17 protein-coding genes and 1 pseudogene are annotated in these 23893 nt (G+C 65.6%); 10 read left to right on the top strand and 8 right to left on the bottom strand.

The window, feature by feature from the left end; all coding sequences use genetic code 11:
• Positions 1–111: 111 nt before the first annotated feature.
• Positions 112–1053 carry a hypothetical protein gene (locus tag AC27E8_RS11875; protein WP_487098959.1) on the bottom strand — a complete coding sequence of 314 codons (942 nt, stop codon included), beginning with the start codon at positions 1051–1053 and terminating at the stop codon, positions 112–114.
• Between the two features lie 384 nt (positions 1054–1437).
• Between AC27E8_RS11875 and AC27E8_RS11870 the strand changes: the two genes are divergently transcribed.
• The 7 genes from AC27E8_RS11870 to AC27E8_RS11840 all read left to right on the top strand — a co-directional run bounded on the left by AC27E8_RS11870 (position 1438) and on the right by AC27E8_RS11840 (position 7362).
• Entirely contained in the window at positions 1438–1719 is a 282-nt protein-coding gene (locus AC27E8_RS11870; protein WP_487098958.1) for a twin-arginine translocase TatA/TatE family subunit, read from the top strand.
• A complete protein-coding gene (gene tatC, locus AC27E8_RS11865; protein ID WP_487098957.1) occupies positions 1716–2456 on the top strand; it encodes a twin-arginine translocase subunit TatC in 741 nt (246 codons plus the stop codon). Before AC27E8_RS11870 ends, tatC begins: the two co-directional genes overlap by 4 nt.
• Before the next feature lie 4 nt (positions 2457–2460).
• Positions 2461–3585, top strand: a complete 1125-nt coding sequence (locus tag AC27E8_RS11860; protein ID WP_487098956.1) for a molybdopterin-dependent oxidoreductase — start codon at positions 2461–2463, stop codon at positions 3583–3585.
• A 76-nt stretch (positions 3586–3661) separates the two neighbouring features.
• Positions 3662–4303: a hypothetical protein gene (locus tag AC27E8_RS11855; protein WP_487098955.1), complete on the top strand. Its 642-nt coding sequence runs from the start codon at positions 3662–3664 to the stop codon at positions 4301–4303.
• A gap of 64 nt (positions 4304–4367) precedes the next feature.
• Positions 4368–4907 (top strand): RNA polymerase sigma factor, encoded by a 540-nt coding sequence (locus tag AC27E8_RS11850; RefSeq protein WP_487098954.1) that lies wholly within the window; start codon positions 4368–4370, stop codon positions 4905–4907.
• A complete protein-coding gene (locus tag AC27E8_RS11845) occupies positions 4904–5656 on the top strand; it encodes an anti-sigma factor domain-containing protein (protein ID WP_487098953.1) in 753 nt (250 codons plus the stop codon). Before AC27E8_RS11850 ends, AC27E8_RS11845 begins: the two co-directional genes overlap by 4 nt.
• A 170-nt stretch (positions 5657–5826) precedes the next feature.
• Positions 5827–7362, top strand: a complete 1536-nt coding sequence (locus AC27E8_RS11840; protein ID WP_487098952.1) for a class I adenylate-forming enzyme family protein — start codon at positions 5827–5829, stop codon at positions 7360–7362.
• Between the two features lie 19 nt (positions 7363–7381).
• Here the strand turns inward: AC27E8_RS11840 and AC27E8_RS11835 are convergent, their stop codons facing one another.
• Entirely contained in the window at positions 7382–9775 is a 2394-nt protein-coding gene (locus AC27E8_RS11835; RefSeq protein WP_487098951.1) for a heavy metal translocating P-type ATPase, read from the bottom strand.
• 359 nt (positions 9776–10134) lie between these two features.
• On the opposite strand from AC27E8_RS11835, the gene AC27E8_RS11830 reads away from it, so the two are divergent.
• On the top strand, positions 10135–11400 hold the full coding sequence (locus tag AC27E8_RS11830; protein ID WP_487098950.1) for an MFS transporter: 1266 nt from the start codon (positions 10135–10137) through the stop codon (positions 11398–11400).
• A 144-nt stretch (positions 11401–11544) separates the two neighbouring features.
• On the opposite strand, the gene AC27E8_RS11825 is transcribed toward AC27E8_RS11830, so the two are convergent.
• The 3 genes from AC27E8_RS11825 to AC27E8_RS11815 form a co-directional block, all read right to left on the bottom strand.
• The gene (locus AC27E8_RS11825; RefSeq protein ID WP_487098949.1) at positions 11545–15216 is read right to left on the bottom strand and encodes an AAA family ATPase; all 3672 of its coding nucleotides are present in this window, start codon (positions 15214–15216) and stop codon (positions 11545–11547) included.
• Positions 15213–16490, bottom strand: a complete 1278-nt coding sequence (locus AC27E8_RS11820) for an exonuclease SbcCD subunit D (RefSeq protein WP_487098948.1) — start codon at positions 16488–16490, stop codon at positions 15213–15215. The genes AC27E8_RS11825 and AC27E8_RS11820 overlap by 4 nt, the downstream gene beginning before the upstream one ends.
• Positions 16491–16586: 96 nt before the next feature.
• Entirely contained in the window at positions 16587–17522 is a 936-nt protein-coding gene (locus AC27E8_RS11815) for a ribokinase (protein WP_487098947.1), read from the bottom strand.
• Positions 17523–17618: 96 nt separating this feature from the next.
• Between AC27E8_RS11815 and AC27E8_RS11810 the strand changes: the two genes are divergently transcribed.
• Entirely contained in the window at positions 17619–18356 is a 738-nt protein-coding gene (locus tag AC27E8_RS11810) for a hypothetical protein (protein ID WP_487098946.1), read from the top strand.
• Between the two features lie 65 nt (positions 18357–18421).
• Here AC27E8_RS11810 and AC27E8_RS11805 read toward each other — a convergent pair whose 3' ends face one another.
• The 3 genes from AC27E8_RS11805 to AC27E8_RS11795 are packed head-to-tail and all read right to left on the bottom strand — an operon-like array spanning position 18422 to position 22697.
• Positions 18422–19642 (bottom strand): ABC transporter permease, encoded by a 1221-nt coding sequence (locus tag AC27E8_RS11805; RefSeq protein ID WP_487098945.1) that lies wholly within the window; start codon positions 19640–19642, stop codon positions 18422–18424.
• Positions 19639–20358 (bottom strand): ABC transporter ATP-binding protein, encoded by a 720-nt coding sequence (locus AC27E8_RS11800; protein WP_487098944.1) that lies wholly within the window; start codon positions 20356–20358, stop codon positions 19639–19641. Before AC27E8_RS11800 ends, AC27E8_RS11805 begins: the two co-directional genes overlap by 4 nt.
• Positions 20355–22697 carry a hypothetical protein gene (locus AC27E8_RS11795; protein WP_487098943.1) on the bottom strand — a complete coding sequence of 781 codons (2343 nt, stop codon included), beginning with the start codon at positions 22695–22697 and terminating at the stop codon, positions 20355–20357. Before AC27E8_RS11795 ends, AC27E8_RS11800 begins: the two co-directional genes overlap by 4 nt.
• An 858-nt stretch (positions 22698–23555) precedes the next feature.
• Between AC27E8_RS11795 and AC27E8_RS11790 the strand changes: the two are divergent.
• Positions 23556–23893: pseudogene (locus tag AC27E8_RS11790) on the top strand (hypothetical protein); the annotation flags it as partial.

Below are 23893 nucleotides of genomic sequence, written 5' to 3'. Positions count from 1 at the left end.
GGGCTCATCGCAGCCGTTTCACCCAAGTCTATCCGCGCAGACGCAAACGGGTTCGCCAGAGTCGTCGCGCCAAGCGAACGACGCGGCCTCCAGATCAAATCGCCCCGTCTTTCAGGGATGGAACAGCGCGCGAAAACCCGAGATGAGCGCCCGCTTGACAGCTTGGGGAAGGGCCGGGTGCCGCGTTGCATCCGCACTGGCCACGGCATTCCCGCTCGCAGACTGCGTGGACGGCGCCGCAGGCGGGCTCGTGGCCAATGCCGCTGCAATGCTGCTCGCGGGCACGATGGCGTTTGAGTCCGCGCCATAGTTCAGACCGCCGACGGCAAACCCCGTCGCCATCGGGATCACTTGGCGCATGGCCTGGACGTCGCGCGCCACCTCGGCCCCGGTGATGGACGGTGTGAACTCGTTCTCCTGCGTCACGGCCCAGACCCCGGCGCCCTGCGCCTCGAGCTGGTTGAGCGCGGCGAGATCGCGCGATGGCGCGTTGTTCGGGTATTCGACGGCGGGCTGGCGCGAGGCCATGTACCAGTCCTCCGCCACGTACGCGTCGCCGGGGCCCAGGCCCACGCCGAGCACGTCCGTCGGATCCCAGGCGTTCACGGCGGCGCGCATGCCCAAGGCGTGCACCTGCGCGACGGCCCACGCGCGGAGCGCACGCGGAACGCCGTAATTGGCCCCGGCGAGATCGAGGAAGATGCCGCGCACGCCAAGCGCTTTCCATTCGGCGAACTCCTGGGCCAGCTCGCGCATGGGAATGGGATTCGATCCGTCCGACAGGTTGACGTAACCGTAGAACGAGATGTTTGGACTGGAGGAGACGAGCTGCTCCACCGCCTGCTGATTGGCGTAGCCAGAAGATTCGGAATCTGCACCGAGAACAATGGCTTGGTAGCCTTGGACATCGGCCGCAGTCTCAGGCGTGACCCAGCCGTAATAGAAGCCTACGGGGACCGGCTGGGCGGAGGCCGCAGCCCATGCGAAAGCAGGGTGCAACATGAACGAGGCGGTGCCGAGGCCGACGAGATACGTGCGAGCGCGGCGCAGCATGTTCCTTCCTCCCCTTGGCCAACGCGCCACAGTGGCGCGGGCGCAGATGATGAACCACGATGCAGCGGGAAGCATTCGACCGCGTTCTACCCCATTCGACATTCATTTGTGGAATTCGCCGCGCGCGAGGAATCTCCTGCCACTTGATCAGCTTGTCCATGATGATGGCACATCACGCAGCCTGCGCACAGGCGAACGCATCGAGGCGTCGAGTCGCCTGCTTGCAAATGGGCTCGTCCGGGAAACGCCGTCGCTCGATGATCTCAAAACCGAAGTTGATGTTAATCTCGTATGAAAGACATAGAAGGGCGTGACCTGGTTTCGGCACCCGGCTCGGCACGCGATGGCCTCGCCCCATCACGCAGCATGGGAGGAGAATGCGCGATGTTGAGCAACATCGGCTGGTCAGGCGTGCTGCTAATCGTCGTCGCCGCCCTGTTTGTCTTTGGACCGAAGAAACTCCCCGAACTCGGGCGATCCGTCGGCCACTTCCTGCGCGAATTTCGCACCGCGCTCGGCGATCGCGACGGAGAAGCGCCGGCGACGCCTTCGCCCGCGAAGGGAGCGGCGCCGGAGGAGCCCTCCCGAAGCTCGAGCGAGCGCGCAGCAATGGAGCAGGCTGCGACGGTGCCCGAATCGCCCGGAGAGCGTGGCGCGCGCCCATGAGCGCATGGGAAACCCACCTTCGCGCGCTGAGGAGGCTCTTGATTCGAGCAGCCATCGCCTACGCGGTCTTGTTTGCGGCGGCGGTGGCCTGGCTGCCTGTTCTCATCCGCGATGCCATGCGACCCGTGCGTCAACTGCACGTTGCCCTCATCGTCACGAGCCTGGACGAGGTCGTCGTGCAAGATCTGAAACTGGCGCTCTCCCTCGCCTTCTTCGCCGCACTGCCCTACTTGCTGTATGAGGCGTGGCGATTCGTCGCGCCGGCCTTGACCGTCTCCGAGCGCCGGCTCGTACGCGCGGGGCTAACGGCGGGCCTCTTGCTGTTTGCGGCCGGCGCCGCCTTCGCGTGGTGGGTGGTCGTGCCGCGACTCGTGCGCTACCTGGTCGCCCTTGCGGCGTGGTCCCACCTCGGCGTCTACCTGCGCTACGGAAGTTATCTGTCGTTCGTCGGCACCGTGGTGCTCGCGTTTGGCGCCGCGTTTGAGCTGCCCGTCCTCGTGGCGTGCGGGACCGCGATGGGCCTTCTGACGCCGAGCGCGCTGCGCGCCAAGCGCAAGTACGCCTACTTCGCCCTGGTGATCATCGGCGTCCTCATCAGCCCGCCGGAACTCATCGCCCATCTCACGGTGACCGTGCCGCTTTTCGCCCTGTACGAGGCCAGCGTCGCCCTCGCGTCCGTCATCCATCGCCGCAAGTCGCGCGACACGGCGCGGACCACCGCGCTCTCGGAGGGGTGAGACCATGCCATCCGCGCCGTCCAAGGCCCGGCGCTGGCCGAGGCCCTTACGCTATCTGCACCACTACACCATCGTCTCGTTCGCGCTCCTCGTCGCGAGCGGCCTCGCGCTGTACCTTCCGGCAATTCATCGATTCATGATCCCGTACATTCCGTTGGTCTACCGACTGCACATCCTGCTCGGCCTCGTGTTTGCCGTCACGCTCTTGGTGCCGTTTGTCCGCGTGCTCCCGAAGGGACGGCGAATTTCAAAGTGGGACTGGACCCTCCCCGTCCTGCTCGGCAGCCCCATCGTCGCAACCGGGATCATGCTGTGGTGGGTGTCCGCGTTTCCATCCGGCATGCGCAGCCGCGCGTTCACATGGCACGGCTGGCTCACCGCCTGCCTCGGGACGTGGATCCTCATCCACGCGTTCCTGAAGGTCACCGGCATCCGGCCCCGCTCCCGCCTGTTGTACGAGCGCGTGGACTGGGAGCGGCGGCGATTCCTCGTGTCGCTCGCCACCGGCGCGCTCGGTGCGCTGGTCCTCACCGCGGTCGATCCGGCCGCCTGGCTGCGCAGCCTGCGAAGCGCGTCAAGGGCCGGATCGGCAGGACCCCCGCCCGGCGTACAGACCTTTCCGGCGTACTACACGGTTGTGAACGGGTATCCCGAGATCGACGTCGCGCGCTATCGCCTGCTGGTGGACGGCGACGTAGAGCACCCGCTCTCGCTCACGCACGCGGAATTGCGATCTCTTCCGGCCGTCCACGAAACGCAAAACTTCCAGTGCGTCACGGGCTGGAGCGTGCCGCACGTCCGCTGGAAGGGCGTGCACCTGAGCCAACTCGCACTGCTCGCCAAGCCGCGTTCCAGCGTGCAGTACGTGCACTTTTACTCCGGCGACGGGGTGTACACGGAGTGCCTGCGACTTGCGGAGGCGTTGGCCCCGACCGTGCTTTTGGCGTACGAGATGGACGGCGCGCCTCTCTTGCGGGAACAGGGCTATCCGCTACGCCTGGTGGTCCCGAAGATGTACGGGTACAAGTCCATCAAGTGGGTGGTGCGCGTGAGCTTCTCGGCCGAGCCCATCACGGGCTACTGGGAGCACTTCGGCTATCCCACCGAGGCGTATTTCGGATCTCGCTGAAACCGAAGCGGCGTTGCGCCTCGTATGGACAGGTGAAATGGGCGTGAAGCCCGAAACGAAAGAGGAGGTAGATTTCATGGGTCAGGGGAACTGGAAGCGCGCACTTGGGGCTGCCGCAGCCGTGATGGCGGCGTCGGCCATCGCAGTCTCGCCGGTCTTTGCCGCCGCGAAGGCGCCGAAAGCGAGCCACGGGGAGGCGAGCATCAGCCCAGCCGTGGTGATGTCGGGCAAGCTGTACGGCAACATTCCCAACGTGGTGATCCGCGGCGTGCCGGCGGGCAAGGCGCCGTGGGTGGTGGACGGATCGTACCAACTGAAGAGCAACCTGTTTACGGCGAGCGGCAAGTGGCTCATCATTCCGAAGCAGGGCTACATGGAGAACGGCCAGCCGGTTCCGGCCAAGATCGGCGGCACCACCAACGGCATCGCGGAGGTCGGGGCGGAGATCACGTTCGCCAATGCCTCGCCCATCGTGCTGCCGCCGGTGAAGCTCGACAGCCAGGGCGACTTCTCGTTTCACGACGCCATCCAGTGGCCGAAGGGAGCCGCGCAGCCGGTGGTGCTCATCGGACCTGAGAAGAACGGCCAACTCGTCGCGTGGTTCGCGGCGTCCGACTTCCTCGCGGATTACGGCCAGGCCACGGGCACCGCATGGATGAACGCGGCGAAGCCCGTGAAGACCTCCGTCGCGCACGAGCACGCAGGCGCCAGGAAGTGACGCGATCACGCCATCCGCGCTGCCGCGGCACACGCGCCGCGGCGGTGCGCGAGGAGAGAATTGCGTGGTATCTGACGAGGAACTGATGATGCGCGTGGCGGCGGGCGAAGCGGACGCGCTCCAAGAACTGTACCAGCGGCACGCGCCGCGCGTGACCGCCATCGCGCGCAACATGATACGAGATTCGGATGCGGTCAAAGACGTCGTGCAGGACGTCTTTTTGCGCGTCTGGCGGACGCGATCGTACAATCCCGCGCTGGGGCCGGTCGCCCACTGGCTGGCCGTCGTGACGCGCCACATCGCGGTGGATCACCTGCGCCGCGCCAAGCCCCACAAGCAGGTCCTCCAGCTCGAGGTGGACCCCCGCGCCCCGTCCGACGCTCCGAGTGACGCTGCACTTCTCCGGGCCGATCTCGCCCGCGCCCTGCGCGCCATCCGGGCGGAAGAGCGCGACGTGCTCGTCCTCACGTACGTGCACGGCATGACGCTGCGTGAAGTCGCCGAGCGCCTCCAGATTCCACTCGGGACGGTGAAGACGCGGCTGCACCGAGGGCTTCGGGGGCTTCGACAACAGTTGGCTGAATATCCGGAGGTGGAACCATGAGTCCGTCCCGGCGCCTGTGCCGTTACCTCAGCGCGTACCTGACGGGCGATCTCGACGAGCCCACGCTCGAGGCGTTCGAGCGCCACGTGGCCCACTGCAGCGCGTGCCAGCGGGCGCTCGCCGAGGTGATGCCGTCCTGGCAAATGCTCCTCGAGGTCGAACCGGACGAGGCGGATCGCGCGTACGCGGAATCGTGGCAGAAGGACATTCTCTCCCGCGTGCTGGGGCGAGATGTGCCTGCGCAGGCAGGGCGGCGCAGCTGGCGCGTGCGGCCGGAGCGCGTGTACCAGATCTGGGCGTATGCCGCGTCCTTCGCCGCTGCCGCGGCTTCGCTCGCCCTCGCGCTGGTATGGAAGTCCGCGTCTTCGCCGCAGGGCCCGCCCGCGAATGCCATCGCCAGTGCGGCGAGCACGCCCATCGCCGATGTTGCGATGAAGCCCGTCGCTGGAGAGGCGCGCGGCAGCCTGTACGTGTTCCGCCAGGGAACGTCGCAGCGGCTCGTCCTTGTGGTGGAGGGGCTGAAGCCGGTATCGGCGCCCGGCGCGTACAGCGTGTGGTACGTGCACGGTGACGTGCATCAGCTCGCGGCGACGCTCAGGGTGGATCCGCACGGCGTCGGAATTGCCATGCTCCCGAGCCCGCCGCGGGAAGCGGAGATGGTGGGCATCACGCGGGAGCCGGACGCGAAGGATGTGCGGCCGAAGGGGACGCGCGTGCTCATCGCCAAGCTGCCGCGCAACGCGCTGTGAGGCTTGGCTGCGGGGCTGCCCCCCGCGGTCGTGCCGCTGCGGCTCCCCCGCGTGGCAAGCCGCCGCGCCTTCCCCCGCGTGGTAAGGTACGCCGCCTTGACCTGCGCGATTGAGCCTCCGCGCCTTCCCCCGCGTGCTATACTCGCGGTAGAAAGCGAGGGGGCTATCCTGTGGAACGAATCTTCACCTATCCAGCCATCATCAAGGCCCAGGCGGAGCGCATGGGCGACGCGCCGTACCTCGTCTGGAAGCTCGATGGCGAGAAACCAGCATCCCTCTCCTACCGCGCCTATGCCGACGCGTGCGCCGCGGTGGCGTCGTGGCTCCAGGACGAGGGCATTCGGCCAGGCCATCGCGTCGCGCTCGCGCTTGAGAATTCGCCCGAGATGGTCGTGGCGTACGGGGCCGTCACCTCCATGGGCGCCATCGCCGTGCCCATCAACCCGACGCTGTCCTTGCCGGAGATGGCGTTCATCCTTCAGGACGTCGAAGCAAGCGCCTTCATCGGCGCGCCGGATCGCGCAGAAGCACTCGCCGCGCACGGCGATGTGGCGAGCGTAGAGCGGTGGCTCACGCCAGATGTGCTGTGGCATCGCGTGGCGTCGGGCGGCGAAGGGGCGCCGCACAATGCGGACGTTCGCCCCGATTCCACGGCCATGATCCTCTATACCTCGGGAACCACGGGCAGGCCGAAAGGCGTCATGCTGAGCCACGAAGGCGTGCTCCGCACCGCGCAGACCGTGTGCGACTACCTCGAGTCGACGGACGGCGAGCGCATCCTGAACCTGCTCCCCATGACGCACTGCTTCTCCATCTGCGTCGAAATTTTGCACGCGCTGCTTGCGGGCGGCACGCTGTTCATCCGATCCGGCACGTTCGCGCCCCGCGCCGTGCTTGGCGAGATCGAGCGGCATCGGGTGACGTTCATCTGCGGCGTGCCGAGCATCTTCATGCTGCTGAACGAGGCGCTGAAGAGGCACCCGGCGGATGTGTCCTCGCTGCGCGTGGGCCTCGTCGGTGGCGCGCCGGTCCCCGTGGAGACCATCCGCGAGTTCGAGGCGCAAACCGGCATCGTCATTGTGGAAGGTTACGGCCAGACCGAGCTGTCGCCGCTCGCGACGCTGCAGCCGCCCCACCCGGACAAGCGCCGGCTGTCGTCCTGCGGCCTGCCGATTCCCGGGACGGAGGTGCGCATTGTCGACGCGGAAGGCCGGGACGTGCCGGTGGGCGAACCCGGCGAACTTCTAGTGCGCGGATTCAACGTCATGCAGGGGTACTGGCGGCAGCCCGAGCGGACGGCCGAGACCATCGAAAAAGACGGTTGGCTGCACACGGGCGACGTGTTCCGCCAGGACGCGGACGGCTATTTGTACGCCGTCGACCGCCTGAAGGACGTGATCATCTACGGGGGGTTCAACATCTATCCGAAAGAGGTGGAGACGGTGCTCTATCGGCACGCGTCGGTGCTGGAAGCGTACGTCGTCGGCGCGCCCGACGCGCTGAAGGGCGAGATCCCCGTGGCGTTTGTCCGCATCGACGAATCGGCCGATCCGATCGCCGTGCAAGCGGAACTCGAGGCGCTCTGCCGCGAGGAGCTCGCGCCGTACAAGCGCCCGCGACGTTATCACTTTGTGGATGCATTCCCCAAGACGTCGACCGGCAAGGTGTTGCGGCGAGAACTGCGGCAGATGGCCGCCGCGAGGTGAGCGGGGAGCCGGCCGAAACCTAAGCCCCCGCCGCCTGCTGGCGCGGCGGCGAGCCGAGGCGCGTGCGCCGCAAGAGCAGGCTGTTCGACACCACGCTCACCGAGCTCAGGGCCATCGCGGCCCCGGCGATGATGGGGCTCAAAACGCCTAAGGCGGCGAGCGGAATCCCGAGCACGTTGTACACGAGCGCCCAGAACAGGTTCTGCCGGATCTTGCGCATGGTCGCCTTGGCGAGGCGCAGCGCGTCCACCGCGGCCCACACGTCGCCGCGCATCAGCGCCACGTCCGCAACTTCGAGTGCCACATCGGCGCCCGTGCCCATCGCCATGCTCACGTCCGCCGCGGCGAGCGCCGGCGCGTCGTTGATCCCGTCGCCGACCATGGCCACGACGCGCCCGGACTTCCGTAGCGCCTCCACCTTCGCCGCCTTGTCGCCAGGCATGACCTCGGCCACCACGTGCTCAATGCCGAGGCGCGCCGCCACTGCGCGCGCGGTCTCCTCCGCGTCGCCCGTCATCATCCACACGTCCACGCCCATCGCCCGAAGCGCATCCAGCGCCTCGCGCGCGTCCGGCTTCACCTCGTCGGCCATGGCGATGGCACCTATCAGCCGATTCTCCTGCGCCACCACCACGACGGTGCGCCCCGGCCCCGTGAGCTTGCCGCGCACCTCCTCCGGCAAACCCGGCGCAGCGGAGGACACGAAACTCGGGCTGCCCACGCGCACGCGCGCGCCCTCCACCACGCCCTCGATGCCGCGCCCCGGCACGGCCGTCACGTCCTTCGCCGCCGGAACGTCCACGCCGCGCTCCTTCGCCGCCTCGACCACGGCTCGGCCAAGCGGATGCTCGCTCTGCGCCTCAAGCGCCGCGGCCAGCCTCACGACGTCCGCCTCCGCGACACCCTCGGCCGCCCAGATCTCCGCCACAGTGGGCTTCCCCACCGTCAGCGTCCCCGTCTTGTCAAAGACGACGGTATCCACCCGCTGCGCCGTCTCCAGATGCTCGCCGCCCTTCACGAGGACGCCGTGCTCGGCGCCAAGCCCCGTTCCCACCATGATGGCCGTCGGCGTAGCCAGGCCGAGCGAGCACGGGCAGGCAATCACAAGCACCGCGATGGCCGCAAAGAGCCCGTGCGACCAGTGCCCCAAGGCGCCCCAGATGAGGAACGTGACGAGGGCCACCCCCAGCACGGCCGGGACAAAGACGCCGGAGATGCGATCCGCCAGGCGCTGCACCGGCGCCTTCGATCCTTGAGCGCGCTCCACCAGCCGGATGACCTGGGCCAGCGCCGTGTCCCTCCCCACCTTCGCGACGCGCATCACGAAGGGGTTCGCCTGGTTCAGGGACGCGCCCACCACCTCATCGCCCGGGCGCTTGGTCACAGGCAGCGGCTCGCCGGTCAGAAACGACTCGTCGACACTCGTCCATCCTTCCACCACAACGCCGTCCGCAGGCACTCGCTCGCCCGGCCTCACGCGGACGAGATCGCCCACCGCAAGCGCCTCAACCGGCACGTCCGCCTCCTCGCCGTCACGCAGGACGTGCGCCACCTTGGCCTCGAGCTTCGCGAGCGACGAGATGGCCGCACTCGATCTCGCCTTGGCCCGCGCTTCGAGCAGCTTGCCCATGAAGATGAGCGTCACGACCGTCGCCGAGCTGTCAAAGTACACGTCCCGGCGCCCTTCCACCGTCAGGACGGCGCTGAACACGTACGCCACCGTGGTGCCGAGCGCCACGAGCACGTCCATGTTGGCCGCACCGCCGCGCAGCGCGTGGTACGCCCCCTTGTAGAAGCGCCAGCCCACGTAGAACTGGACGGGCGTCGCGAGGAGCCAGGCGGCCCAGTTCGGAAGAAACGGGCTCCCGCCCGCCAGCATCACGAACATCTGCGCGACGAGGGGCAGCGTGAGCAGGGCGGACAGGGCGAACGTGGCGAGATCGCGCCGATACGTTTGGCGCTTGCGCGCCTCTTCCTCCGCCTCCACTTCGCTCGCGAGCGCCGCGCCGTAGCCCGCCTTCTCCACCGCGCGGATGATGTCCTCGACGTCGATCACGCCGGGCACATACGCCACGCGCGCCCTCTCCGACGCCAGGTTGACGCTCACCTCTTTCACCGCATCCAGGCGCCCGACCACCTTCTCGATCCGCGCCGCGCACGCGGCACACGTCATGCCCGTGATGCGCAGGTCCACCTCGCGCAGCGGGACCGAGTAGCCGGTCTTTTCAATTCTGTCGACCACCTCGGCCCACGGCGTGTCAGGCGTCAGCACCACGCGGGCTCGCTCGGACGCGAGATTCACGTTCACCTGCTGCACACCCGGCAGCTTCGCCAGATTCTTCTCGATCCGCGCCGCACAGGCGGCGCACGTCATGCCCTCGATGGGCAGCGTCAATTCGCGGGTTTCTGACATGTCCTCACCCCCGCATGTTTGCCTGCCATCGCGACGACAGAGAAGTCGCCACCAGCGACTCCATCGCGCTCTCGGGTAGGCTCGCCTGTCGGGCGGCAAACCATCGACGCGGAACACGCCCGCCTCTGAAATAACCATACCCCTGTAGGGTATATGGTGTCAAGGGAATGGGCCGGAGCAGATGTCCGCATGGAATCGATCCCCGCCTCAGATGACGCGAGTCGAGCCTCGTTCGCAGGCCACGCCGCACGCCCCGCACCCTAACACAGGCTCATCTGGTTGCACGGCGGGTAAACAAGCGTTAACTTTAGAATCGGTCCATGACGCGGACCGATACGTCGCACGCAGGAGACGCAACCATGCTGTCGCGCCGCTTCACGCAGTTCTTGCCCAAAGAGACATACGCGTTTCTCGTCGCGCGCTTGTTCAACGCGATGGGCAGCGCTTTCATTTGGCCGCTCACCACCATCTACGTACACAACGTGCTCCACGGCAACTACGCGGCCGCCGGCTGGGTGTTGTTCGGCCAATCGCTCGCGGGCGCCCTTGGCCAGTTCGCGGGCGGCGCCATGTATCACCGGCTCGGGCCGATGCGGCTCATCGTCGGATCGCTGCTCTTGACCGCGCTCGCCCAGTGGAGCCTTATGTTGGCGCGTTCGCTGCCGCCCTACGCCGCAGCCATCGCGGCGAACAGCTTTCTCATCTCCGCCACGCAGCCCGCGCTGAACGCGTTTGTGGGCAACCGATGGAAGCCCTTCAGCGCGCGGCTGTTCAACACCATGTACGTGATGACCAACATCGGCATCGCCGTCGGCACGGCGCTCGCGGGCGTGATCGCGTCCGTGTCGTTTACGCTCACGTTCTTCCTGAATGGCCTCCTCACCATGTCGTTTGCGGCGTTCATGTGGCGGTTTCTGCAAAGGCTTGGACCCGAAACGGAAGATGCCCCCATCGACGCCATGCCACAGATCGATGGGTCGGCCTGGCAACTCTTTCGAAACTACCGGGTCTATGCGCTGCTTGGGGCAGGCATGCTGGCCCTGAGCCTCGCGCTCGCGGCCTGGAACTCCGGCGTGGCGCCGTATCTCAACCAGACCGGACACCGCCCGGACGCGTACAGCGTGCTCTGGACGGTGAACGGCATGCTGATTCTCGTGGGCCAGCCGGTGACCGGTTGGATCAAGCGCCGCGTGACCCAGCTCACCGCACAGCTCATCCTAAGCAGCGCGCTGTACGCCGCCGCGTTCGCCGGAATGGCCATGGCGCACCGGGCGTATCCCGCGCTGGTGGCTGGGATGGTGGTGGCGACGTTCGGCGAGATGCTGAACGCCCCGACGGTGCCGGAACTCCTCACGCGCATGACCGGCCCACACGCGGCGTTTTACCTCGGACTCGTCGGTGCCATCGGCAACGTCGGCAGCCTCCTCGGGCCCGTCCTGTTCGGCCACCTGTTCGATCTCGCCGGCATCTCGCCCATCCTCTGGGTGGCAACAGGAGCAAGTGCGGCGGCCACGGCGGCATTCGCGGGGTATGCGCGGGTGGTCAGGCGCCTCGGCGACACGCCCGGAGCGCCGAACGGCATGCGCACGCCATCCGCCGATGAAGGGACGCAGTTCACAGGTTGACCCAGAGCGCCGACCGCCACCGCCGGGCCTACCTTCGACAGCCCCAGCCATGCGCGCAACACCCGGTTTCGTCGAGCTCGCATCCGGCCCACCGCATGAGCACGTCGGCTCCTCGGGCATATCGCGCTCGACGCCACCTCTCCCTCACGCCCGCTCCAGCCGCACGCGCGTCCCGCGCCCGCCAGGCTCCGCGGGTTCGACCACCAGCCGGCGCGGCACGCGCTCGCGGAGTTCCGGCACGTGGCTGATGAGCCCAATGGCCATGCGCTCGTGGCGGAGCCGTTCGAGCGAGGACATGACTACGTCCAGCAGTTCGGGATCCAGCGTGCCGAAGCCCTCGTCCAGGAAGAAAAACTCGAGCGGATGCTGGCCGCGAAGCTGGATGTGCGCGGAGAGCGCCAGCGCGAGGGACAGCGAGGCCACAAACGTCTCCCCGCCCGACAGCGTCGACACGGGGCGCTCGACGCCGCCAAGGTGATCGTCGCGCATCACAAAATCGCCGTTCGGCGCGAGCACGAGGCGGTATCGGCCGTGGGTCAACGAAGCAAGCCGATCCGACGCCTGCCGCACCACCTGGGCCATCTCCTCGCGCCCCACGAACTGCACAAACGCGTTGGCCCGCAGCACATCGCTAAGCGTCTTCAGCCTGCGTGCTATCTCACGCGCCTGCTCGAGCTTCGTGCTCACCTCCGTGAAGCGGGTGCGCCGGGCTTCAAGGTCCTCCAGTTGTTGCCTGCACGCGCCGACGCGCTGTTGCGCCTCGCCGTGCGCCGCCTCGGCCGCCTGTGCACGGGCCCGGGCCGCGGCAAGCTCTTGCTCGTCCACGCGCCTGCCTGCGAGTTGGCGCTCGAGATCGGTCAATCGCTGTCTCACCGCCTGCACCGCGTCCCGGTACTGCTCCATCTCCGCCTCCAGCGCGTCCGCTTCACGCGCGTCGAGCAGCGCGTCCCGCACGTCACCCGGCGTGGCAAAGTCGGACTCGGCGAGGGCCGAATCCATGGCCTCTCGCGCGCGGGCCTCCGACCGAAGGGCGGCTTGTAGCGCCGCCTCGGCTTGCGCCGCCTCTGTTCGAGCCTTGTCGTGCGCCACGTCGGCCTCCTGCCTCGCGCGAACGGCCTCGGCCAGTGCGCGCCTCAGGGCTTCGAGCGCCGCTTCCACGTCTGCGCGAGCCTCCGCCACCGGCCGCCCGCCGGTCATCTCATGAAGCCTGCGCCTGTCGCTCTCCTCGGCTGAACGAAGCTGCGCAACCTGAATCTCCACCTCGTGCCCGAGGCGCTCCGCCTCAACTTTCTCCCGCTCCGCCCGTTCAAGGCGGGCGTTGACCTGTGCGAGATCCGCCGCCAGCCGCTGGCGCAGCGCATCCGCCTCCGCAGCCTGGCGATCGTCGTCCTCCAGGCGGCGCAGCCGCTCCTCGACCGCCTGGGCGAGCGCCTCGCCCTCGAGCCCGTCGCCAAGCGACACCGCTTCAGCGGCCAGGCGCAATGCCTCCGCCGACGCCCGCACCTGCTCCTCCGCCAGATCCGCGCTCGCGCGTTGGCGCTCCCACTCGGCCTTCGCTGCCTTCAGGCGCTCCTCCGCGGCCAAGACCTCCCCGGAGGCGCGCTGCAGGCGCTCGGTGAGGACCGCCAACTGATCCGCCAACTCCTGCGCCCGAGCTTCCCACGCCGCCCACGCCTCTTCTCCCGCCGCAATCTCGTCCGCCGCGCGGCGCAGATGCGGTCGAAAGCCGTCCGCCGATTCGGGCACGTCAGCCTCCGCCGCGCCCGGGGCGTCGCACCACAGTTCGGCTAGTGCCGACAGCCTGTACGCGCGTTCTTCCTCCGCCCGCGCCAGGTCGCGCTCTGCCACTTCCGCCTGCGCAAACGCCGCCTGATACTGTCGCTCCGCTTCGCGAAGCGCGTCCTCCGCTTCGCGCCACGCGGATTCCGCGCCGGCCAAGGCGAGATCGTCGGCGTCGGTCCATGGCTCCGCTTCATCCACATCGCCGACGGCCGGACTGGGGTGGTGCGTCGAACCACACACCGGACACGGCTGCCCCTCCACGAGTTCACGCGCCAAGGCCGCGAGAAGCTCGCGCTCCCGCGCGGACCACCGCCTGTCCCGCTCGGACCGGAGGCGTTCCATGGCCTCCCGAGCCGCCTCGGCCGCGTTCGCACGCGCCGCTCGAGCCTCTTCCGCCTGTACACGCGCGCGCTCTAGCGTCTCCAGCCGTATTCGGGCCGCGGCGACAGCCTGCTCCGCCTGCGCGAGCTCGTGCACGCGCTCCTCCGCGCGCAGAAGCCAAGTGCGCAGATGGGCGATCCCGTCGCGCGACACCGCAGGCTTAGAGCCTTCGTGCGCCGCCTTGGCCCCATCGAGCGCCTGCGCCTCGTCGAGCAGGGCGCTTCTCGCCTCCTGCGCGGCGCGGTACGCCCGTTCTGCGGCCTCCACCTCCGCTCGCCGCACGTCGAGGCGCTTCGCTTCCTGCGCCCGCGCAAGGGCTGCGGCCTTCCAATTGTCGCGCGCGCGGCGGAGGCGGTCCAAGGCGAATCGCACCTCTGGCGGCACATGGTGCGCCCGGAACGCGCGTTCAGCCTCTTCGATTCCATCCCGAAGTGCCTGCGCCTCCGCCTCCAACTGGGCGCACGTCTCCTGCGCAGCCGCCAAGCGCGCCCGCTGCGCCTGGAGTTCTGCCTCTGCCTCCGCCGCAGCACGCGCCTTGTCCTGCCATGCGCGCTCGAGCGCCTCCGCCTCCCGGAGAAGGGCCTGTTGCGCGAGAAGCGCGGGCTCCTCGGCTTCTCGCCTGGCCGCGGCCTCCCGCTCCGCTCGCGCGGCCTCATCCACCCGCGCCTCGGCCGCTTGGAGCGCAGCACTGGAAGACTGCGCGCCCGCCTCGGCCGCTCGCACCCCTTCCGCCGCCTCTTCCCACGCCTTCACCAAGGGCATCAGGACGGACGCGCGGCGATGGCGCAAAAGCCTCTCCTCCACGCGCGCCATCTCGTCCGCCCGCTCGCGCAGCCGATCCGCCTCGGCCTCCGCTTGTCTACGCTCCGCATCCAGCTCGGCCACGCGTTCGAGATCCCGCAGGTGCGTTTCCGCGTCTCGCCGCGCCGCTTCGGCCGCCCGAAGGGCCGAGGTGGCCTCCTGAAGCGCGGTCTGCGCCCGCGCCAGCGCCTCCTCGGATGCATCTCCCACCTCGGCAAGGGCCGCTTCGAGCTGGCCGACCTCCTGGTTGGCCTCCGCCAACCGCTGCGACACCTTGTCCGCCAACTTCTTGCCGTACCGCTCGAGGCCGAACAGCCGCTCCAGCATCATGCCGCGCTCCGCGCCGGACAGGCGGAGAAATTCGGCGAACTGCCCCTGAGGCAGAACGACGGCGCGGGTGAAGTCCTTGTCCGTGAGCCCGAGGATGCGCTGAATGGCGGCGTCCACCTCTCTCGCGCCCTCCGCCACCATGACGAGCCCCGGCGCACCGCTTTCCGGGTTTTCCAGCTCGAGCAGACGACTCGCGGCCGTCGTCACCGAAAGCGCGGTGTTTCCGCGCTTGAACGCTCGCTCGACGCGATACCGCCTGCGCCTCTCCCCGGTGCCAATCTCGAACTCAAACACAATTTCCATCCGCGCCTCGAGCGGATTCACCGTTCCCTGCGTGTTGTGAGATGCCCGCGTGGCGCTCCCAAAGAGCGCCAGGGTGATGGCGTCGAGGATGGTCGACTTCCCGCTTCCCGTCGGCCCGAAGATGCCGAACAGGCCGTGTTCGGTCAGCGCCTGAAAGTCAATCTCCTGCCGCTCCCGGTAGCTCCGGAGCCCCTGGATGACAAGACGAATGGGCTTCATGCGCCCACCTCCTCGCTGGCGTCAGCGGATTCCGTCGAGCCCTCGGCTTCGTCCACATCCACGTCTCGGACGAGTTCGAGGAACAGTTGCACCAGCGCATCGTCCGGCGGCACACCGACCTTTTCTTCGAAGAAGCGGCGGAAGAGCGCCTCGGGCGAGGCGGACCTCGACGTCTGCACGTCCAGCGATTCGGCAGCCTCTTGCATCGGCAGGACGGGCCGGATGTGGACGATGTGAGGCGCTGCACCGCGCAGGTCCTGGATGTCGCGCAGCGCCATCTCGGTGTCCACGCGCACCTCGAGATCGATCCACGCGTCCGCATCCCGCCCCTCGCCGAGCCAGGCGTGCACTTCGGCGAGGCTCGACGCGCGCCAGCGCACGAGCGGCCGCCCCGAAGCGAGCGGAATCTCCCGCCACCGCGCGCGCTCACCCGGCTCCACCTCCACGAGCGTCACCGATTTCTGCTGCCCCGCCTCGGAAAAGCTGTACGCGATGGGCGATCCGGCGTAGCGGATGGGCACTCTGCCCGGGCCCTCCATCTCCTGCGGGCGGTGCAGGTGGCCGAGCGCCACGTATTGCGCGCTCGCGGGGAAGGCGGACGGATCCACCGCATACGCGCCGCCCACCTGGATCTGGATTTCGGAGTCACTCTCGATCCCGCCCGCGACATAGACGTGGCTCGCGAGCAGGTTGACCGTGTCGGGGCGGAAGTGGCGGGCGAGATCGGCAAACCAGTCGGCGAGGCGCTGGCTGTAGCTGCGCCGCATCTCGCGCTCCTCGAGGGAGTCGGAGAGGACCTCGCCGAGCCGCGACTCGGAGGGGTAGGGCACCGCGGCAATGCGGGCCCTGTGCGGACACGACGGGACGGCCAGTTCGACGGCGCCCACGCCGCCCCACGGCCGCCACACGGCATCCCGGCGCGCTTCTGTCGGGCCGATCTCGTCCTTCGGCAGGCCGACGAGCACAATGCCGAGGGAGTCCGCCAGCCAGCGCGGGGCGCGAATGCGGTCGGCGTGATCGTGATTGCCGGCGATGATCACCACGCCGCGGCGCCCGCCCGCAGCCAGCCTGTGGAGCGCATGGTAGAACATCTCCTCCGCCTCTGCGCTGGGATTCACGGTCTGGTACACGTCCCCCGCCATGAGGACGAGATCCACCGATTCGTCGTCACAGATGGCGGCGAGTTCCTCGATGAACTTCCACTGTTCGGGCGTGCGATCCCGCCCTTCGAGCGTCTTGCCGAAGTGCCAATCGGCGGTGTGGAGGATGCGCATGAGGAGACCTTCTTTCCGAACGAAGTGCGGCCGTACACGGCCGTTGCAAACACATGTTCGATTCGACGGCGAACGCCGGATTTCCTGCTGGACCCGTCAAACGAATTTGCCGTGGGGCCGAGATCGCAAGAACGCCTCCACCTCCCTGCGCGCGGGGATGCTGTCAGCCGCGCCCATGCGGGACACGCAGAGCGATGCGGCGGCCGTGGCGTAGCGCAGGGCCTCGCGGACATCCTCGCCGCCGTCCCAAGCGGCTACAAAGGCGCCAAGCCACGTGTCCCCCGCGGCCGTGGTGTCGCGAACCTCGACCGGCCACGCGGGCAGGTGAAAGGTGCCGCGTGCCGATGCCGCCACGACGCCCTTTGGGCCGAGCGTCACGATGGCGAGCCCCGCCCCGCGCGCCAGCATGGCCTCCGCCGCCTCTGCCGCCGCGCGCTCGTCGGACACCTCGCGCCCCGTCACCCGGGCGGCTTCCACCTCGTTCATCGCGATCACGTCACCTCGGCGAAGCACACCAGCCGGCACCTCCGACGGCGGCGCCACGTTCCACACCACGCGCCACCCGCGCAGGTGAGCCGCGCGAATGGCAGCCATCACGGCGTCCACCGGAATCTCGTTCTGCAGCATCACGGCCATCTCCCGCGGCGCCTCCGTCGCGAGCAAGGCGCGCTCCACGGATTCCGGCGAGAGGGCCGCGTTGGCGCCCGGAACCACCACGATGCGGTTTTGCCCGCTCGGCTCCAGGAAGATGAGCGCCATGCCGCTCGGCCCCGGCACTTCCTCCACGCCCGCGACCTCGACGCCTGCATGGGCCAGCGAACGCTTGAGCATCGGCGCGAACGCGTCTGTCCCCAGAGCGCCTATCATGCGCACGCGCACGCCCTGCCTCGCCGCGGCAATGGCCTGATTCGCGCCCTTGCCCCCCACCTGATGTCGAGCCGATTCTGCCAACACCGTCGCACCCGGCGCCGGCATCTCCCGCACCCGCACCACCAGGTCCACGTTGATGCTGCCGATCACGACCGCGTCCACGCGCCCACCTCCGCTTTCAAGGCGATTTTGAGCTTTGTGTCCTAGTTTCGATGGATACAGAGGAACATCTTTCACGTGATCATAGGGGGGATGTCGATGACAAGCGCACGTTGGACCCGCCGGCTCGCTGCAGTCGCCACGGTCGGTACCGTCCTCGCCGCAGCCAGCCCCATCGCACTTGCCGCGCCGCGCGGGCTGCACCCAGGCCTCCCGGCCGCGATAACCCGTGGTCAGCATGAGAACATTTCGCTCTCGCTCGTGAAGTCGAACGCGGCTATCGTGGAAGCGCTCTATCAGCAGTACGAGTCGCTTGTCCAGAACGCCGAAAATTCATCCACGCAGTCGCCTGCGATTACACAGCTCATCTCGGAGCTCCAGTCGGACCTGACGTCGCTGCAAAATGCGACGAGCAGCCAGGCGGCTCGACAGGCCATGAACCAGATTTTGAAACAAGTCGCGGCAGCTGAGGCTGCGCTGCGAGACTCGCGCGCACTGTCCGCGCTCGAACAGCAGATTGCAAAGGAATACAACCAGTTCTCTCAGGAGCTGAATCAAGTCACCTCCGCCACGAATCCGCCGGCCGGACAGCTGCGGCAACTGTGGAACTTGGAGAATCTGCTCATCGCGAAGCTGCGCGAGGCGATTCTGGAACTCGGAGCGACGCCGACCGCGCCCGCGCCGGCACAGGGAACGTCGGGATCGACCACAAGCTCCTCGACGGGCTCCAGCAGCAGTTCGAGCGCGACAGGCTCGAGCAACGCCGCCGGGACATCCACGGGAAGCGCGACGAGCAACGCCACCAATTCCACAACTTCGATGTCGACCTCATCCTAAACGTGAAACGCCGGGCGGCACAAGCAGATGCCGTCCGGCGTTTCAGACTGTGATGCTCCACAAGTCTACTCGAAGCGAAGAGCATCAATGGGCTTGAGGCTCGCCGCCTTTCGTGCAGGATAAACCCCGAAAATCAAGCCCACGGCCAACGAAAACCCGAGTGACGCCACGGCAGCTACGGGCGAAAACAGGTTTCCGTCTCCTGTCACCTTGGACATGATCAACGTACCCACGCCAGACAGCAGAAGTCCCGCCATGGCTCCGGCGACACTGAGCATGGTAGCTTCCGTCAAAAACTGAGCGGAGATCACGCGGCGCGTTGCGCCAATCGCCTTGCGAATACCAATCTCACGCGTGCGTTCGGTCACGGACACAAGCATGATGTTCATGATCCCAATGCCGCCGACGAGCAGGGAGATGGCGGAGATGCCGTCCAATAACAATGTGAGAATGCGCGAAACACCGCTCAACGCGTTCAGGATGGTGGCCTGGTTGACAATCTGAAAATCGTCGGACGCCCCCGGGGCCAGTTGGTGCATCGCCCGTAGCGTCGACTCCATCTCGAGTTGCGCCCGGTCCATCACGTCCGGCGATTTCGCCGCCACCAGAATCTCGTTCACCGTGTTACCACTTGCAAACAGGTTCATCGCTGTCGTGTACGGAATCGCGATGGCATCGTCTTGATTCGAAAAGCCGCTCGCACCCTGGCTCGCTGCTACGCCGACAACCGTAAACGGAATTCCCCCAATGTCAATGGTTTGTCCGATGGGATTGACGGTAGTTCCCGAAAAGAGGCTCTGGTATGCCTGGCTGCCCAACACGGCCACATCAGACGCGTCCTGTACTTCTGAAGGGAGGAAGTAGCGTCCCATGGCCATCGTGACATTGCGGATAGACGGGTAATCGGCGCTCGTGCCTTCGATGGACGTGTTCAGGTTGTTGTCGCCGTAGATCACCTGTTCATTCGCCGTCACCATTGGCGATACATACGCCACATCCGGGTCCTGCGCGAGGATGGCCTGGGCGTCCGCCACAGTGAGCGTGGACACGGCTCCAAACCCTCGACTGACACCACCCACGGTGACCGCCCCTGGCAGCACGGTCAGGATGTTCGAGCCAAGGCTCTCCACCTGTTTGGTCACGCCCGCTTTCGCACTGAGGCCAATCGCAGAACTCAGGATAACCGCCATGACACCGATGATGATACCGAGCATCGTTAGAAACGAACGCATCTTATTCGCTTGGATGCTTCTCCACGCCACGCGGACGATCTCGACGAACATCATCGCTCCCCCTCATAGGCCACGGCGGTATCTGACTCAACGCGCCCGTCGCGAAATCGGATGATCCGTTCCGCGTGGCGACCGACCTCAGCGTCGTGCGTGACCAAAATGATGGTGTTGCCCTGCTCGTGCAACTGATGGAGTAGCGCGAGGATGTCCTCGGTCGTCTTGCTGTCCAAGGCGCCGGTGGGTTCGTCTCCAAGAATGATGTCCGGCTGATTGACGAGCGCCCGAGCTATGGCGACGCGTTGCTGCTGCCCACCCGAAAGTTCGTTTGGGCGGTTGTGCGCTCGCTCCTTCAGGCCGACCAGGTCCAACGCTTCCATCGCTCGCTCGCGCCGTTGTCGAGGCGGAACGCCCATGTACAGCATCGGAAGTTCAACGTTTTCGAGAGCAGTCATTCGCGGCAAGAGATTAAAACTTTGAAAGATGAAACCGATCTTCTGATTCCTCACCGCGGCAAGCTCGTCCTCCGACAGCATCGACACTTCCACGCCGTCCAGTACGTACGTTCCGCTCGTAGGCACGTCCAGACATCCCATGACGTTCATCATGGTCGATTTGCCCGATCCCGACGGACCCATGATGGCGACGAACTCGCCTGGCCATATGTCGAGGGTCACGTCATTGAGTGCCCGAATGACTTGGTCGCCGAGGACGTATTCCTTCACGATATGGTCCATGTGCACGAGGGGATGACGTTCGGTTGAGAGACTCATCCTTGACGGCCTCCCCGAGCGGCGCCGCCGGCAAAGCCTCCACCAAATCCGGCTCCAAACCGGAACGGAGATGTCGAGGACTCGCTCTGCACAAGGGCGCTTGCCGTGGACTCAGGCAAGGTCAAGAGAATCTTTTCACCAGGTACCAGTCCAGCGACGATTTGCACCAAGTTGTTGCCCATGACGCCGACCTGAACGGGCTGAAAGTAGGTCCCTTTTGGGGCGAAGCTGCTGATCCGGAATGCTCCGCGCCCGGAAGTCGAGAAGCCACCCTGCCCACCGCTCGTGTTTTCGTTTCCATTCCCCAGGCCACTGGATGTCCCACCGCCGGTTCCGTTACCAAACTGACGGATTGGGGCTTGATTCCCGCCCGAGAAGGCACCGCCAACAGGACGCGATCCGACGACAAAGACACCTTCCAAGGATCCCACCTGGTGCAAGGCAATGGCCGGAACCGCAAGCACGTGTTGAAGCGTTGACGTCACGATGTCAGCACTCGCTGTCATACCCGGCTTCAAAAGTCCGCCGGCATTGTCCACATTCGCGACCACCTCATATTGCGTGACGTCATTCGTTGTGGTCGGTGTTGGATACACTTGCACGACGGTGCCCGAGAACGTCCTGTTGGGATAAGCGTCGACGGTGAACGTCACGGGATCTCCAGCCTTTACCTGACCGATTTGCGATTCGTTGACTTCCAGATCGACCTGGAGATCAGAGGGATTCAGATCCTCGAGTTGAATAAATCCAGTACTTCCCGCGCTTCCGCTGGATGTGCCGGACGCCGAACCCCCTTGCGACGGCAATTCGCCCACCTGGCCATTGACTGCGGTGACCACGCCTGCAATAGGCGCGCGCAATACGGTCTCCGATTCCGACTGTTCGGCCGCCTGGAGATTCGCCTCCGCACTCGTGAGTTGCCCCTGCGCGTTGGCCACCGCAGCCTCATCGGACGCGATGGTCGATGCCGTCGCGGGCTGTTGATCGTTTTGCAACTGAAGCTCAGCAGTTCGAAGCTGTTCTTCCGCCTGCGTCACGTTGTTCTTGGCCTGTTGCAACGCCTGTTCTGCGCTCGTACGGTCGTTGTACGCTTGTTCGGCCGCCTGCAGCGCTTGTTCGTCCTGCAGCACAGTATCCTGTGCCTTCTCTTCATTGAGCTTGGCTTGTTGTTCGTCGTTTTGCAGCACGATCTCCTCGTTCTGAAGTTGTTGCTCATCACTTTGGATGGTCTGTTCGTCCTTGGACACCGTCTGCTGGCTATTTAATTGGGTTTGCTGTAACTCCGCCTGGTCCTTTGAGATGTTCAACTGTACCTGTTGGATAGCATCCTCGTCCTGATTCACCTTCTCCTGATCTTGAGTCACTTGATTCTGCGCGTTTTGTATGGATTGATACGCGTTATTCAGGTTGTCGTAAATCTGTTGAGCATTGTTGACAGCAGTTTGATACGGATTCGTTCCCGCATAACCGCCTTGCGCCCAACTGTTGTAGAAGCTCAATTCCTGTTGATACTGCTCGTATGCCTGCTCCACTTGCTGTTGGGTCACATTCGGGTTCTCCTGCTCGACAACCTGCAGGTTATTCTCGTCCTTCTGAAGCTGTTGCTCATCTTGTTGCAGTTGTTCCTGATCAGCCTGGAGCGTAACTTCGTCCGATTGGAGAGCTTGTTGGGCAAGCGTCTGTGAATTCGACGCCGATTGTTGATCACTCTGCAACTGCTGCTCGGCGTTCTTGATGGCAGCTTGATCGGCCGCAATTTGCTGCTCGTCCAGCTGCACCGCGTCGGACGCGGCGTTCTCTTGCTGTTTGGCCTCCGCCAGGTTCAACTCGGCCTGTTGAACGGCCTCCTCTTGCGACGAGCGGTCGTTATACGCCTGCAAGGCCAGTTGATATGCCTGCTTTGCTTGTTGGACAGCGGTTTCATCGTCGGCTATGGCGTTCTTGTCGAGCGCAATCGTCTGAGGTGTTGCCCCTGACTTATCTTGAGCCAGTTTCGCCTCTGCGGACATCAGCTGTGCTCTTGCTTCCGTCACAGCCGCCTCAGCCTGTTCTAACTGCACTTGTTCCGACGAATCGTCCAGTTTGGCGAGCACCTGTCCGGCACGCACAGGCTGTCCCACTTTCACGTAGATGGCACTGACCGGCGCATTGGATAACAGGAAATCGAGATTGTACGTGGACGGCGACGCGATTGTACCGGACGTGCTCACGGTCTCTGTGATGCTACGGTAGCCCACTGTGTACTCTGTGCCGGCATACACCGTACTTCCTGACTTCGTCAGACTCAGCCCGACAGGAATCCCGACGCCTAAAACGACTACGACAGCGGCGCCTGTCAAGATCCACCTCCGCCGCGAACGCCCAACGCGGTGGATTCGAACTCTTGGATTGGATCCAGGCTCGATGGCCATCACAGCTTCACCCCACACCCGTCTCGCTAGAATGCGGCAAATGCCCCTCTGCTATGGCTCTCGAAACATAATGTAGGGCGAGTGGATTGAAGGAGTATTGAATTTGCAAGAAAGGATTTACGATATGCACCATGAGTTGTGCTCGAGTCGAAAGTCTGCGAAGGCGAAATTCTTCTTGCACTTATGGGAGCGAAACGGCTGGACCGGCGCACCCGTATGGCGCGCGGAAATTGAACTCCGTCGCGAGGTGTTCCATCAGCTCCGCCACGGTACGCGGACCTTCGCGGAGATGGAAGTCGACGAAGTGGTGACACATTTCCCGAAATGCCTCCGATGCTGGTTTCTCCCGTGACTGTCCTTCGGCAACCGACGGAGGATCTGAACCGCTCACGTTGGCCATGGGACCCGATGTGGCAACACGTGATCGAATCGGTGGTCGAAGATTCGGAGTCCTTCGAACGCGTTTTGCCAGGCCCAGCGTTTGATGTCGAAACCGTGGCTCGGTAGCGACAAACGCTATTGGCCAAGTGGGCGTTGGTCCGTAGCCTGGCGCCCGAAGCTTGTGTGACGGATGTGTATCTGGGCCAACTCGCAGAGTCCTTGGGCTGTTCGCCGATGGAATTTCTTGCAACGGAGAAAGAAATGCAATTCATCGCAGGTCGTCACGGGGTGCGACCATTTGGGTCGCAACATGCCCAAGCCCAGACGGAGCTTGTGCCATGAGGACAAGCTTCTGTCCTGCATCTCCCTTGGTGGATGAAATGAACACAGAAGAAGGTGAAGGTCATGAGCATGAACACGCGTTCTTCGGACTTGGAGCAATTCTTCGACTTTGTCGCAGGTTTCTTCCGGTGGGCATGGCGAGAGGCGCGTCGCCATCCGGTGTTGTTCATGGCTGCGATTGTTTTCGCAGCGATCCTGGTGTGGCACGGGCTCAAAGCCCTCCCGATGGCCATGCATGACACACACAGTCCAGAACACTGGCGATGGGTTGCATATGCATATCTACTTTGCGCTGGCAGCGTCTTCGTGGCATATGTCGTCTTGACCAACTGGCTTGACCGTAACCGTGTGATTGTCGACGCTTCCTCCTTCGAGGAGGCGCTACGACGCGCGGACCTCTG

This window comes from Alicyclobacillus sp. CIJ1 (assembly GCF_057538885.1).
Note: the sequence above shows the minus strand (reverse complement) of the source record. Positions and strands in the feature narration are given on the sequence as shown.